13 protein-coding genes are annotated in these 13,887 nt (G+C 75.1%); 7 read left to right on the plus strand and 6 right to left on the minus strand.

What is annotated here, in order from left to right; translation table 11 throughout:
* Positions 1-8 precede the first annotated feature (8 nt).
* The 4 genes from IE225_RS15720 (at position 9) to IE225_RS15735 (ending at position 4,842) form a co-directional block, all read left to right on the plus strand.
* Positions 9-512, plus strand: a complete 504-nt coding sequence (locus IE225_RS15720; protein WP_190058134.1) for an SRPBCC family protein — start codon at positions 9-11, stop codon at positions 510-512.
* Positions 505-2,124 carry a phytoene desaturase family protein gene (locus IE225_RS15725; protein ID WP_190058135.1) on the plus strand — a complete coding sequence of 540 codons (1,620 nt, stop codon included), beginning with the start codon at positions 505-507 and terminating at the stop codon, positions 2,122-2,124. Before IE225_RS15720 ends, IE225_RS15725 begins: the two co-directional genes overlap by 8 nt.
* A gap of 68 nt (positions 2,125-2,192) precedes the next feature.
* Complete coding sequence (locus IE225_RS15730; RefSeq protein WP_190058136.1) at positions 2,193-2,645, plus strand: hypothetical protein; 453 nt, start codon at positions 2,193-2,195, stop codon at positions 2,643-2,645.
* Positions 2,646-2,793: 148 nt separating this feature from the next.
* Complete coding sequence (locus IE225_RS15735; protein WP_229879604.1) at positions 2,794-4,842, plus strand: DUF1996 domain-containing protein; 2,049 nt, start codon at positions 2,794-2,796, stop codon at positions 4,840-4,842.
* Between the two features lie 236 nt (positions 4,843-5,078).
* Here the strand turns inward: IE225_RS15735 and IE225_RS15740 are convergent, their stop codons facing one another.
* Positions 5,079-5,234: a DUF6131 family protein gene (locus tag IE225_RS15740; RefSeq protein ID WP_190058138.1), complete on the minus strand. Its 156-nt coding sequence runs from the start codon at positions 5,232-5,234 to the stop codon at positions 5,079-5,081.
* Positions 5,235-5,301: 67 nt separating this feature from the next.
* Positions 5,302-6,189, minus strand: a complete 888-nt coding sequence (locus tag IE225_RS15745; RefSeq protein ID WP_190058139.1) for an SDR family oxidoreductase — start codon at positions 6,187-6,189, stop codon at positions 5,302-5,304.
* Between the two features lie 332 nt (positions 6,190-6,521).
* Here IE225_RS15745 and IE225_RS15750 point away from each other — a divergent pair, with 332 nt between their 5' ends.
* The gene (locus tag IE225_RS15750; protein ID WP_190058140.1) at positions 6,522-7,007 is read left to right on the plus strand and encodes a DUF5709 domain-containing protein; all 486 of its coding nucleotides are present in this window, start codon (positions 6,522-6,524) and stop codon (positions 7,005-7,007) included.
* 373 nt (positions 7,008-7,380) lie between these two features.
* On the opposite strand, the gene IE225_RS15755 is transcribed toward IE225_RS15750, so the two are convergent.
* Complete coding sequence (locus tag IE225_RS15755) at positions 7,381-7,584, minus strand: hypothetical protein (protein WP_190058141.1); 204 nt, start codon at positions 7,582-7,584, stop codon at positions 7,381-7,383.
* Positions 7,585-7,833: 249 nt separating this feature from the next.
* Here IE225_RS15755 and IE225_RS15760 point away from each other — a divergent pair, with 249 nt between their 5' ends.
* Entirely contained in the window at positions 7,834-8,070 is a 237-nt protein-coding gene (locus IE225_RS15760; protein ID WP_190058142.1) for a hypothetical protein, read from the plus strand.
* 237 nt (positions 8,071-8,307) lie between these two features.
* Here IE225_RS15760 and IE225_RS15765 read toward each other — a convergent pair whose 3' ends face one another.
* On the minus strand, positions 8,308-11,103 hold the full coding sequence (locus tag IE225_RS15765) for a SpoIIE family protein phosphatase (protein ID WP_190058143.1): 2,796 nt from the start codon (positions 11,101-11,103) through the stop codon (positions 8,308-8,310).
* A 555-nt stretch (positions 11,104-11,658) separates the two neighbouring features.
* Between IE225_RS15765 and IE225_RS15770 the strand changes: the two genes are divergently transcribed.
* Positions 11,659-12,678 carry a polysaccharide deacetylase family protein gene (locus tag IE225_RS15770; RefSeq protein ID WP_190058144.1) on the plus strand — a complete coding sequence of 340 codons (1,020 nt, stop codon included), beginning with the start codon at positions 11,659-11,661 and terminating at the stop codon, positions 12,676-12,678.
* Between the two features lie 74 nt (positions 12,679-12,752).
* Here IE225_RS15770 and IE225_RS15775 read toward each other — a convergent pair whose 3' ends face one another.
* Positions 12,753-13,511: a metallophosphoesterase family protein gene (locus IE225_RS15775; RefSeq protein WP_190058145.1), complete on the minus strand. Its 759-nt coding sequence runs from the start codon at positions 13,509-13,511 to the stop codon at positions 12,753-12,755.
* The gene (locus IE225_RS15780; RefSeq protein WP_190058146.1) at positions 13,508-13,795 is read right to left on the minus strand and encodes a BON domain-containing protein; all 288 of its coding nucleotides are present in this window, start codon (positions 13,793-13,795) and stop codon (positions 13,508-13,510) included. Before IE225_RS15780 ends, IE225_RS15775 begins: the two co-directional genes overlap by 4 nt.
* Between the last annotated feature and the right edge of the window lie 92 nt (positions 13,796-13,887).

Here is a 13,887-nt window from a genome sequence, read left to right on the forward strand (position 1 = left end):
AGGCCGACATGGCGGTTCGTCATCGTCTGATCAAAGCGAGCCCGGACACCGTGTGGGCCGTCCTCGCGGACGGCACCCGCTACGCGGACTGGGTGGTGGGCACATCGGCGTCGCGGCCGGTGCGCGGAAGCTGGCCGGGCACCGGTGCCGCGATCCGCTACCAGGTCCGCCTGGGGCCGATGCGGCTGACCAACGAGACGATCGTGCGGCGCTGCGTGAACGGCTCCGCGCTGGAGCTGGAGGTCCAGGCGGGGGCGCTGGGCACCGCCCGCGTCGCCCTCGAGCTGCGGCCCTGGGGCGAGCACTGCCTGGTCCTCGTGGACGAGCACCCCCTGCAGGGCGCCGGCGGCCTGCTGCACAACGCGGGCGTGGAGATGCTGATCCAGCTCCGGCACCGGGCGATGCTCGCCCGGCTGGCGCGGCTGTGCGAGGACCGGACCGACTCCGCCGACACCCCCGTCCCCGGCCGGCCGACCGGGGCGGGCACCGCCAAGGGGGGTGCCCGTGGCTGACGCCGTGGTGATCGGGGCCGGCCCCAACGGGCTGGTCGCGGCCAACCTCCTCGCCGACGCCGGGTGGAGCGTGGAAGTGCTCGAGGAGCAGCCCGAACCCGGCGGCGCGGTCCGCCACGACCGGGGCGTCCACCCCGACTACGTCAGCGACGTCTTCAGCGGCTTCTACCCGCTGGCCGCCGCCTCGCCCGTGCTCGCCCGGCTGCGCCTGGAGGAGCACGGACTGCGCTGGAGCCACGCCCCGCACGTCCTGGCCCACCCGCTCGGCGACGGCCGGTGCGCGGTCCTGGACCGGGCGCTGGACACCACCGCCGCCTCCCTGGACGCCTTCGCCGCGGGGGACGGAGCCGCCTGGCGGCGCCTGCACGGGGTGTGGGAACGGCTCCGCAACGATCTCCTGGACGGCCTGTTCACCCCCTTCCCCCCGGTGCGGGCCGGGGCCCGGCTCCTGATGCGGCTGCGCGGCGCGGGCGGGCTGCGGCTGGCGCGCACCCTGCTGCTGCCGGTGCGGCGCCTGGGGGAGGAGGAGTTCCGCGGCGCGGGCGGCCGGCTGCTGCTCGCCGGCAACGCGCTCCACGCCGACCTCGCACCGGAGTCCGCGGGCAGCGGCGGCTTCGGCTGGCTGATGGCGATGCTCGGGCAGACCTACGGCTTCCCGGCGCCGGCCGGCGGCTCCGGCGCCCTGACCGCGGCCCTGCTGCGGCGGCTGCGGGAACGCGGCGGCACCGTGCGCTGCGGGCGGCGCGTCACCCGCGTCGTCGTACGCGGCGGGCGGGCGGTGGGCGTGCGCACGGCCGACGGCGAGACCGTCCCCGCCCGGCGCGCCGTGCTCGCCGACGTGTCCGTACCGGCCCTGTACGGCGAGCTCGTGGACGCCGAGCACCTGCCCGCCCAGCTCGCCGAGGACCTGCGCCGCTTCCAGTGGGACTTCGCCACCTTCAAGGTCGACTGGGCCCTGGACGGCTCCGTGCCCTGGCGGGCCGAGGCCGCGACGCGGGCCGGCACCGTCCACCTGGCCGACGGCATGGACGAACTGACCCGGTTCATGGCCCAGATCGCCATGCGGCAGGTGCCCGACCGGCCCTTCATCGTGTTCGGGCAGATGACGACCGCGGACCCGGTCCGCTCCCCGCGGGGCACCGAGTCCGCGTGGGCCTACACCCACCTGCCGCACGACGTCCGCGGCGACGCCGGCGACGCGGGCCTCACCGGCACCTGGGACACCGGGGAGCAGGAACTCATGGCCGACCGGGTCGAGCACCAGGTCGAGCGCTTCGCGCCCGGCTTCCGCTCCCTGATCCGCGCCCGGCGCGTCCTGGCCCCGCCCACCCTGCAGGCCCTCGACGCCAATCTGCACGGCGGCGCCGTCAACGGCGGCACCACCGCCCTGCACCAGCAGCTCGTCTTCCGCCCCGTCCCCGGCACCGGCCGGCCCGAGACACCGGTGCCCGGCCTGTTCCTCGCCTCCTCCGGCGCCCACCCCGGCGGCGGCGTGCACGGCGCTCCGGGCGCCAACGCGGCCCGCGCCGCGCTGCGCCGCCACCGGCCGCCCGGCCTGAGCCGGGCCCAGCGCCTCCTCACTCACCGGGACCGCACCGGCCGGCAGCGGTGACGGCCCCCCGCACCACGGAAAGGACACACGCACCATGAACGGGAACGCACCATGAACGGGAACGCACCATGAACGGGAACCAGGACGCCCCCGACCACCGCCACCGCCGCCCACCCGGCGTCAGCGACAAGACCGTCGAAGCGCTCGGCGCGCTGTCCAAGGCCCTGGAGACGACCGAGCAGGCGCGCGGCCACCTGTACGCCTTCCACCAGCTGACCGGCTCCGCCGACCTGCAACTCGACCGTGCGGTGGCGCTGTTGCGCGAGGCGGGCCACCCGGAGTGGGCCGACAAGGTCGAGACGGAGATCCTCGGCCGCAACGTCATCCCCGGACACTGGACCTTCCAGATCATCGAGGCGTACAACGCCACCTACTACCGGCCCTTCCTCCACCTGGAGCGCAGCGCCGTCGACAAACTCGCCGACGGCCGCGACCACTTGTACGAGGCCGAGATGAAGGAGGCCCGCCGCACGGCCGGACACCCCGACCACACGGCACGCCCGGAGAGCCCGCGCCGCTGAGCCGCCGGCGGGAGGCCCCGCTTCCGTGTGAGTCCGTGTGAGGTCGCTGTGAATACCGGAGACGTTTGAACACCCCGAGGGCGCGGTCCGTATGGGACAGGGGGAATTGCATCGCCCATCGGCCCACGACGTCTCTAGGAGCACTTCCTTGGCTCGCAGCACGCGCAGACGCCCGACCGGCGCACGACGCGCCACCTTTGCGGCGGCCGCTCTCATCCTGGGCGGCAGCGGAATGGTGGCCGCCAACGTGTACGCGTCGGCGACCGAAACCGGAGCGGACACGGACCCGGCCCAACCCGTGCAGAGCGGTTCACCCTGGGCAGGTGGTGCCACGATCGACTGCCCGGACGTCGGCGCACGGCTGACCACCGTGCCGGATTCGGCGAGGACGACCGTGGACGAGCAACTCGCCCTGCTGGACGAGCAGGTCGCCGCCGCCTACCGGCAACTGCAGGACGCGGTGCGCTCCGGGCAGCAGGACGCCGACGCCCTCGACGACTCGATCGTGCGGCCGCTGCAGCGAAAACGGGCCCCGGTGCTCGCGCGCATCGCCGACGCCGTCGGCCGCGCGGGAGACCGGCCGGAGGGACTGGAGGCCCTCGCGGACTGCACGCTGCGCGCCCCCGACGGCCGGGCCGGTCAGGCGGGCGGCAGCACCGGCGACGCCGCCAACGGCCAGAGCCAGGGGCAGAGTCAGGGCCAGGGGCAGGGGCAGGAGAACGGCGGACAGGGCGGCGCCGGACAGGGCAACGGCGGACAGGCCGGCAACGGGCCGGTGCCCGCCGACTACGCCGACATCACCACCGTCCAGCCCAACGTGCCGGAGCCGAGCCAGGGACCGGACGCCTCCCGCGGCACCTTCACCACCGCCTGCGGGGTGAACGCGAACGGCCTGTTCAACTCCGACAACGTGATCGTCGCCCCGGGCGTCTCCAACGGCGCCCACCACGTCCACGACTATGTGGGCAACCAGGGCAACAGCGCCTTCGCGAGCGACGACGACCTGGCCAGGGCCGACACCAGCTGCGCGGACAAGCGCGACAAGTCCTCGTACTACTGGCCGGTGCTGCGCCTGCAGAACGGCACCCGGGAACGCGACGCCGACGCCCCGGGCGGCGGAACCGAGGGCAACGCCGGACAGATCGTCACCCCCAAGCAGGTCACGCTCACCTTCGTGGGCAACCCCCGCGGCAAGGTCACCGCCATGCCCCGCCTGCTGCGCATCATCACCGGGGACGCCAAGGCGTTCGTCAACGGGCCCGCCAACGCCAACGCCTCCTGGAGCTGCACCGGGTACGAGGACCGGCAGCTGAAGGACAAGTACCCGCTGTGCCCGCAGGGCAGCGACGTGGTGCGCACCTTCCGGTTCCAGAGCTGCTGGGACGGCCGGAACACCGACAGCGCCAACCACCGCACCCACGTCGCGTTCGCCGCCGCCGACGGCACCTGCCCGGAGGGCTTCCGGGCCATTCCGCAGCTGGTGCAGCGCATCGTCTACGACGTTGACGCCCCGAGCCTCGCGGACGGCGGCCGCACCACGCCGCTGTTCGCCGTGGACTCCTTCCCCGAGCAGCTCCACAAGCCCGTCACCGACCACAGCGACTTCATCGACGTCTTCGACGACGACCTGATGCGCACCATGGTCGACTGCATCAACGAGGGCCGGCAGTGCGGCGCCGGAGCCGCCCAGGACCCCGGGGCGAGCCAGGAACCGACGGCGACCGCGGAACCGTCGGCGACCGCCGAGCCGTCGGCCACGGCCGGCGGCGGATCCGGCACCGGAGCCGACACCGGATCCGGCACCGGCGGCACCGGAGCCGGGTCGTCCGGGGAGCCGACGCTCGCCCCGCCCGCGACCGCGCCCGCGGGCCGGGGCGCGTCCTCCGCCTCCGCCGGGACGGCCAGGCCGAGGACCTACGCGAGCCCGTCCGGCACCCACCGCCCGGCGAGCGCCGCACCCGGCGGATCGGGCCGGGCGGCCGGCGGCGAGATCGGCACCCCCGCGCAGGCACCGGCCGACGGCGGGAACGAACCGTCCGCGGCCGCGGCGGCCGCACCGGTCGAGCCGCAGGCCGGCGGTGACGGCGGTGGGGGACTGGCCGCCACCGGAGCCGACTTGTGGCCGGCCGCGGTCGGCGCCGTCATGGTGGCGGCCGGCATCGTCCTGCTGCGCCGCTTCCGGCGGGCCGCGGCGTGACCGACCCGCCATGACCGGCCCGTCGTAGCCGACCCACCATGACTGACCCCTCGTGACCGACTCGCCGCACACGAACATCGCGGGCCGGCCGTCCCGGTGAGGACGGCCGGCCCGCACGGTGTCTCCGCCCCGGGCGCACCCGGTGGCGAGGCGGTGAGCCGGTGGCAGCTCACGGCACCGGCCCGGCAGTTGACCCGGTGGTGGCCCAGCAGCGGCTCAGCGGCGGCTCAGCAGTCTCAGTAGTAGTGACGACGGCCCGCCACGGCGTGTCCCGTGGCGCCCAGCACCCAGAGGGCGAGTCCGACCACGGCCAGGATGATGCCGATGGTCCAAAGGATGCTGATGCCGGTGACGAAACCGACGATCAGGAGAATGACTCCGAGGACGATCATGACGACCTCCCTGCGATGTGCTCGCAGCACGCGAGTACCCACCGACGCGGACACCTAACGCGGACACCTAACCGGTGCGGGACGCGTCCCGCACCGCCTGGTCGGCGTGTCCGCCGGCGCCCAGCAGCCCGGTGGCCCGCAGGGCCCCCGCGGCCTCCAGGCGCGGCAGGTCCCGGCGGGCCACGCGCAGCACGACCGGGGGCAGCGCGGCGCGGGCCGGCTGCGCCAGGCGGAGCCAGGCGGGCACGTACAGGGCGGTCCGCCGGCGCTCCACGGCCCGCGCCAGCCGGGCGGCGACCGGCTCCACCGGGTACACGCGCCGCGCGGGAGGCGGCATGTGCGCACGCAGTTCGTGCAGCACGGCGAACCGGTCGGCGTCGCGGATCATGTCGGTGTCCGTCCAGTTGAGGTAGGCGACGCCCACGGCGACCCCGCGGTGCGCCACCTCCGCCCGCAGCGCGTGGGCGAACGCCTCCACGCCCGCCTTGGACGCGCAGTAGGCGGTCATCATCGGGGCGGCGCCGAACGATGCCAGGGACGCGACCTGCAGGAGGTAGCCCGACGTCTCGAACAGGTGCGGCAGGAAGGCGCGCGCCGTGTGCGCGCTGCCGGTCAGGTTCACCTCGATCACCCGGCTCCACAGGGCCGGGTCCGAGTCGGCGAACGGGCCGCCCTCCGCGATGCCCGCGTTGGCGACGACGGCCGACGCCGGGCCCAGGCGCCCGCGCACCCGGTCGGCCGCCTCCTGGAGCGCCGCCGGATCGGTGACGTCGGCCTCGACGGCCAGCGCCGGGCCGGGCAGGGACGCCGCCAGCGCCTCCAGCCGGTCCTTCTCGTGGCCGAGCAGCGCCGGCCGGGCGCCGCGGCGGGCGAGCTCGCGGACCAGCGCGGCACCCAGTCCCCGTGCGGCTCCGGTCACCACGACCGTTCGGTTGCTGAGCGGACTGTCTGCCACCGGCTGCCCCTTCCTCGCGGGCCCGTTCCCGTCGGCCGGGCCTGTGGAACGCTTCCCGCCCGGCACCGGCACCGGATGCGGTGCACACGCGTGGCCGCCGTGCGCGAGCCCCGCCACCGGGCGCGGCCCGCGTACCGCTCAGCCCGCGTACCCCTGGGGCACGAGGTGACCCGGGACGGGGCCGACGGCGTGCGGGTCCCGGGTGTGCGGCACCGCCTCCCGGCCCGGCGGGCCGGGCCTGTGACCCGCGCGCGGGCTTAGGAGCCGCGTACCGGGAAACGTGGATCAGGACGTCCGGGCCGCCCCGGCCGACGCGAGGAAAGGAGCCAGCCGTGAGCACGAACCCGATGGCCGACGACGCCTACCAGCCCACCGGGAGCAACGAGGAGCAGGAGGACGCGGCTCCGCTGGACATGCAGGACGCGCTGGACGAGCGGACCTACGACGACGCCCTGGAGGAGGGGTACTCGCCGCCGGAGAAACCGCTGGGCGTGACGAAGCACGGGACGACGGCCGCCGAGCAGCGCGACGGGGAGAGCCTGGACGAGCGGCTGGCGCAGGAACAGCCGGACGTGTCGGCGCCGGCCGGGGACGACATCGGCGACCTGCCCGGCGGGGAGGGGGAGCCCGTCGATCCCGAGGCGGGCGGGCCGCGCGCCGGGCGGCTGGTCGCCCCCGACGAGGGCGTGCGGACCGACACGGAGAAGGACGAGGTCGCCGCGGACGCGGGCATCGACGGCGGAGCCGCCGGGGCCGAGGAGGCCGCCGTGCACATCGTGGAGGACACGGAGCTGCCCGACCCCGGCACGCAGAGCTGAACGGGGCCGGTGTGGCGCGCCGGGGACGGGCGGGGCGTCTCCGCCGCGTGGCGCGCCCGGCCCGGTGCGGCCGCCGCAGGGCCATGAGATTTCCGGCCGGGGCCCGGCCCGCCCGTCGTACGGCGTATGCGGCCGGGGCACTGTACGGTCCGCGCCGCTTCCCCGGTGCGCGCAGGCACGAGTGGGGCGGTCCCCGTGGCCCGGCGCGCCGGTCATGACCGAGTCACCACCCGCCCCGCGGCACCCCGGCCGGGGCGGCGACGTCGGCGGCCGCGTCGCGTGCCCGGACGGGCGGCGCCGCCACCGGCAGGCCCGGCGCCGGGCCCCCGGCCGTCCGGCGCCGGTCCCGTCGTGCGCTCGCCCGCCGAGGCGGTCAGGGCAGGAGCTTGTCCAGGGCCGCCGGTCCCTCCGCGGCGAGCTTGCGCCTGGCCCACTCCAGGTTGCGCGGGGTGATGTCCCTGCCCGCGGCCAGCACCAGGTCCTCCGGCGAGACGTCGGTACCGGTGCGGGCGTGGAGCACGGCGTCCGGCGTGTGACGGTCCTCGGACGGGCGGGACGCTTCGGGTCGTGAGGTCATGGTTGCTCCTCCTCGGGTCCGGATGGCCGCGCCGCTGCCCGTGCCGCGCGACCGGGTCCCCCTCTCACCATTCCCCGCCGGGGCCCGCCCCGCACCCCGGGACGCGCGCACCGCCCGGTGCCGCACGCGGGGCGCCCGGTGTGTGCGGTGTGTGCGGCGGCTGCACGAGGGGTACTCGGCCGGCCCGGAGAGCACAAGGACGCACCGGGGCCGGTCCGCTTCGGCCCCGGCACCACGAGGGAGGACTGCATGACCAGCAGCACCGAGACCGGCGGTGTCACCGGCACGCGGGACAAGGACTACAACCTGATCTGGTACGTCGAGTCCTGCCTGAGCAACGCGCTGCGCCTGGAGCAGTACATCCAGGACGCGGAGCGCGACAAGGACTCCGAGCTCGCCGAGTTGTTCCGCAAGGCCCAGGCGGACAGCCGCAAGGGCGCGGAGCTGGGCAAGGGGCTGCTGCGGTCCCGCCTGAACGGCGGCTGACGCCAGCACACGGGGGGAGTCCCGCACGCGGGGGAGTCCCGCGCGAGGCGCGCGGCAGGCGCGCCCCCGTCCCGGCGGCCCGGGTGCCGGCGTACGCGCCGGCACCCGGGCCGTTCCCTGTCCGCGTTCCGCGTCCGACGGCGTCCGACGGCGTCCGACAGCGTCCGAGGGCGTCCGAGAGCGACCGAGGATGCCCGTGTCCCGTGACCGTGGCAGCGGCAGCGGCAGCGGCAGTGGTCAGGGCAGCGGCTGCTCGGTCCAGATGACCTTGCCGGTGGGGGTGTAGCGGGTGCCCCAGCGCTCCGTGAGCTGGGCGACGAGGAACAGGCCCCGGCCGCCCTCGTCGGTCGTGGCGGCGTACCGCAGGTGCGGGGAGGTGCTGCTGCCGTCCGACACCTCGCAGATCAGGCTGCGGTCGCGCAGCAGCCGTACCCGCACCGGCGGGCCGCCGTAGCGGATGGCGTTGGTGACGAGTTCGCTGAGGATGAGCTCGGTGGTGAAGCCGAGCAGGTCCAGGTCCCACTGCTCCAGCTGCGCGGTGACGCGGGCGCGGACCTCGGAGACGGCCGCGGGGTCGAACGGCACCTCCCACTCCGCGACCCGGTCCGGCCCCAGGGCCCGGGTGCGGGCGACGATCAGCGCGATGTCGTCGCCGGGACGGGCCGGCAGCCGCGCGTCGAGCACGCGGCGGCAGGTGTCCTCCGGCGACGTCCCCGCCTGGGCCAGCGCGGAGCGCAGCAGTTCCAGGCCGACGTCGATGTCGTGGGAGCGGTCCTCCACCAGGCCGTCGGTGTACAGCACCAGCCGGCTGCCCTCGGGGAGTTCCAGGTCGGCGGTCTCGAACGGCAGCCCGCCCAGGCCGAGCGGGGGACCGGCGGGCACGTCGAGGTACTCCACACTGCCGTCGGGCCGGACCAGGGCCGGCGGCGGATGGCCGGCGCGGGCGACGGCGCAGCGCCGCGACACCGGGTCGTAGACGGCGTACAGGCAGGTGGCGCCGGCGATGGGCACGCTGCCGCCCTCCGCGGCCTCGTCCTGGTCGATGCGGCCGACCAGTTCGTCGAGGAGGCCGAGCAGCTCGTCGGGCGCCAGGTCCAGGGCGGAGAAGTTGTGCACGGCGGTGCGCAGCCGGCCCATGGTGGCCGCGGCGTGCAGCCCGTGGCCGACGACGTCGCCCACCACCAGCGCCACCCGCGCCCCGGACAGCGGCAGCACGTCGAACCAGTCGCCGCCCACCCCGGCCTGCGCCGGAAGGTAGCGGTAGGCGATGTCCAGCGCGCTCTGCTCGGGCAGCCGGCGCGGCAGCAGGCTGCGCTGCAGCGTCACCGCCATGCCATGCTCGCGGGTGAAGCGGCGCGCGTTGTCGATGGAGACCGCGGCGCGCGCCACCAGCTCCTCGGCGAGCGCGAGCTCCTCCTCGTCGAAGGACTCGGGCTTCTCGTAGCGCCAGAAGCTGACCACGCCCAGCAACTGCGCCCCGGCCCGCACCGGCACGGTGATCAGCGAGTGGATGCCGTATTCGACGATCTGCGCGGAACGTTCGTAGTCCTGGGCCAGCCAGCCCGGCGCCTCGGCCAGCCGGGGTTCGAGGACGGGGTGCCCGGTGGCCAGGCTGCGGGCCTGCGGCGAGGAGGCGATGAAACGTATCCGCTCGCCGACCGGGTACAGCGGCGCGTCCTTGCGGATGCCGCCCAGCGCGGTACGGCGCAGCTCGCCGGCCGGGTCCGGGTCGTCGCCGTCGAGCACCGAGGCGAACAGGTCCACGCTGACGAAGTCCGCGAAGCGGGGCACGGCCACCTCGGCGAGCTCCTCCGCCGTGCGGGTCACGTCCAGGGTGGTGCCGATGCCGCCGCCGGCGTCGTACAGCAGGCTGAGCCGCTCGCGGGCCACCTCGGCGCGTCCCGACAGCGCGCGCAGCTCGGTGGAGTCGCGCAGCGTGGCCACGCTGCCGGCCGGGCCGCCGCGCAGGGCGGTGGGCCGCTGGTTGATCACCAGCAGCCGGTCTCCGACCAGGTGCACCTCGTCGGTGGCCTCCCGCCCGGACGCCAGCAGCTCGGCGGTGTCCGGGGCGAGGCCCAGCTCCAGCACGTGCCGCCGCTCGGCGTCCTCCGGCAGCCCCAGCAGCCGGTGCGCCTCGTCGTTGGCGAGCAGCAGCTCGCCCTCGTCACCGACGATGATCACGCCCTCGCGCACGGAGTGCAGCACCGCGTCGTGGTGCTCGTACATGCGGGTCATCTCGCCCGGGCCCAGCCCGTGCGTCTGGCGCAGCAGCCGCCGGCTCACCAGCGCCGTACCACCGGTGGCCAGGGCGAGCCCGAAACCGGCGGCGCCCAGCAGCAGCGGCAGCTGCCGGTCGCTCGCCCCGCCGATGTGCTGGGTGGTGACCCCGGCCGACACCAGGCCCACGACCCGGCCGCCGGGCGTCTCGACGGGCACCACGGCCTGCACCAGGCGGCCTATCGTGCCGTTGATCTCCTCGGTCACCGGGCGCCCGGCCAGGGCGGGCGCGATCGTCCCGACGAACTTCTTGCCGATGCGGTCCGGCCGGGGGTGGGTGTAGCGGATGCCGTCGGTGTTCATCACGACGACGAAGTCGACGTGCGCCGCCCTGCGCGCCGCCTCGGCCCGCGGCTGCAGAACGGCCGTGGGGTCGGGGGCGGACAGGGCCTGCCGGGTGCCGGGCGCGTTGGCGAACGTCTCGGCGACGGCCAGCGAGCGGTTGCGGGCCTCCGTGGAGGTGTCGTGCCGCACCTGCAGCAGCAGCGCCACCACCGCCGCCACGACCAGCAGCACCACCACGACCACCTGCAGCAGGAACACCTGCCCGGCGACGCTGCCCAGCCGCGAGCGCAGCACGCCCGGCCGGTCCCGCCGCACCCGGGTCGGCACACGTCGGCGCCCGGAGGAGGGGACGTGCGGCGCGTGCGCCCGGTGCTCGTGCAGCGGGCGGGCCCGGCCGCGGGCGCGCGGCGTGCGCGGACCGCTGGGGCGACGGGCCGCCCACGACCCGTATCGACCCAGAAGTCGGACCATGTGCCATGTCTACACTGCCGGGCCCGCGCGAGGCGAGAGGCCGACGGTGCGGACCCCGCCCGCGCGCCCGGACCGGGCACTGCCCGGCGGCCCCGCGGCCCGCGTGCCGGCCCAGCGCCCTGGGACGCTTCCGGTCGCTGCCGGGCCGGCCGGGAAACTCCGGGTTCCGGGGGACGTCCATCAGCCCGCCGGGCCTCGTGTCCAAAACACGTCACAGCAGGTCAAGGCGGAACGAAGGTCCGGTCACGAGGTGCTCCGGGGCCGGTCAAGCGGCGGTCAGGGAGCGCGCAACCGGTGATTCGGAAATACTGATCGAAAAATTCGATCTGCGGAGTCGTTGATTTGATCCCTGCCGAGTGAATCTCCGTGGCGATGTCGCACCTGCGGGGTGGTGTGCCTGCGTTGAGCTGCAGTGATGGACCGGAAGGAAAGGTGTCGGGCTGTCGAAGCTTTCGAAATGTCTGCCGAAACTGTTGACACTTGATGGGGGCACGCCAACACTCCGGATGCGTGACCGCACTCCGTACCCGCCGGCGCGAGGAGGACCCGAGCCGCATGAGTACCAGACCGCACCCGCCGCTGCGCTCCCTGCGCACCCTGGCCGCGACCCTGGCCGCCGCCGCGCTGACCGTGGCGAGCGCCCTGACCGCGACCCTCACCGTGACCGCCGCCCCGGCGCACGCCGCCACCTGCAACGGGTACGTCGGACTCACCTTCGACGACGGCCCGTCCAACGACCACACCCCGGCCCTGCTCAACGCCCTCAAGCAGAACGGGCTGCGCGCCACGATGTTCAACGAGGGCCAGTACGCCGCGGCCTATCCGGCGCAGGTCCGGGCCGAGGTCAACGCGGGCATGTGGGTCGGCAACCACAGCTACACCCATCCGCACCTGACCCAGCAGAGCCAGGCGCAGATGGACTCGGAGGTCTCCCGCACCCAGCAGGCCATCGCGAACGCGGGCGGCGGCACGCCGAAGCTGTTCCGCCCGCCCTACGGCGAGACCAACGCGACGCTGAAGTCGGTCGAGGCCAAGTACGGCCTCAGGGAGATCATCTGGGACGTCGACTCGCAGGACTGGAACGGCGCCAGTACGGACGCGATCGTGCAGGCCGCGGGCCGGCTCACCAACGGCCAGATCATCCTGATGCACGAGTGGCCGGCCAACACGCTCGCCGCCATTCCGCGCATCGCGCAGACGCTGGCCGCCAAGGGACTGTGCGCCGGCATGATCTCCCCGCAGACCGGCCGCGCCGTCGCCCCCGACGGCGGAGGCACCGGAGGGGGCGGCGGCGGAGGGGGCGGTACCGGCAGCTGCACCGCGACCCTGTCCGCGGGCCAGCAGTGGAGCGACCGGTACAACCTCAACGTCTCGGTGAGCGGCTCCAGCAACTGGACCGTGACGATGAACATCCCGTCGCCGGAGAAGGTCATCGCCACCTGGAACGCGAGCACCAGCTCCCCGAGCAGTCAGGTGCTCGTCGCCCGGCCCAACGGCAACGGCGACAACTGGGGCGTCACCCTCCAGACCAACGGCACCTGGACCTGGCCGACGGTCTCCTGCACGGCGACCTGACGCCGGGCAGCGCCCACCGCGCCTGCGGCGCGGCGGCCCGAGGCCGTCGCGCCGCACCGGCGTCGCGCCGCCGCTCAGCCGGCCGTCGTCCGCGCGGCTGCCGCACGCTCGCGCACCGGCAGGTGGTAGATGTGGAACGCCCGCCCGATCACCGGCTGGGCGACGTTGCGCACCTTCACCCCGCCGGCCGTCATGCCGTGCTCCGAACCGGCGTGCGCGTGCCCGTGCACCGCGAAATCGGCGCCGGCCGTGTCGATCGCCTCGGCCAGCAGGTAGGTGCCGAGGAAGGGATAGATCTCCAGCGGCTCACCGGCCAGCGTGTCCGCCACGGGGGAGAAGTGCGTCAGGGCGATCCGTACGTCGCAGCCCTGCTCGGCCAGCTCCTCCAGCGACATCCGCAGCGCGTCCGCGCACCGGCGGGAGTACCGGACGAACTCCTTCATGATCGGCTCACCGAACTCGCCGGCGCTGCGGCCGACGAACCCGCCGCCGAACCCCTTGGTGCCCGCCACCCCGACACGTGCGCCGCCGCACGTCACGACGGTCGACTCGCCCTCCAGGACGCGGGCGCCGGCGTCCTGCAGGATCGCGGTGACCTCCTTGGGCCGCTCGTCGTGGTGGTCGTGGTTGCCCAGTACCGCCACCACCGGCACCGCCAGGCCCTCGATCTCGCGTGCCACCACCCGGGCCTCCTCGGGCGTGCCGTGCCGGGTCAGGTCCCCGGCCAGCAGCAGCAGGTCCGCGCACTCGGGCAGGGTCTCGAACGCCGGGCGCAGCGTGCCCTGGCTCTCGGGTCCCAGGTGGATGTCTCCGACGGCTGCGACCCGGATCATGTCAGCTCCTCCGCGTGGTCGGGCGACGACGCCTCCGCGACGACGAGGTCGCAGTGGACCTCGACACCGGCCAGCTCCTCCCCGGCGAGACGGAGGATCTCGTCCCGGCAGTGCGCCGAGGGCACCGTGCCCGTCAGCAGCACCGCCTGCCCGCGCACCTCGGCGCGGGCTCCCAGTTCCGCCAGGTCGCCGGCGGCGAGCCGGTCGCGCAGATGGGCGACGCGGTACTCCAGGCCCCCGGCGGGCGGAGTGCCGGACGCGTGCTGTTCGCCGTGGCTGTTCATGCGTGTTCCTCCTGCGGGGCGTGGGCCTGCCCCTGCTGCGGGGTCTGCGGGGTCTGCGGAGCCGGCGCGGTCTGTGCGGCCTGCGGTGCCTG

Source organism: Streptomyces echinoruber (assembly GCF_014651135.1).
Taxonomy (GTDB): Bacteria; Actinomycetota; Actinomycetes; order Streptomycetales; family Streptomycetaceae; genus Streptomyces; species Streptomyces echinoruber.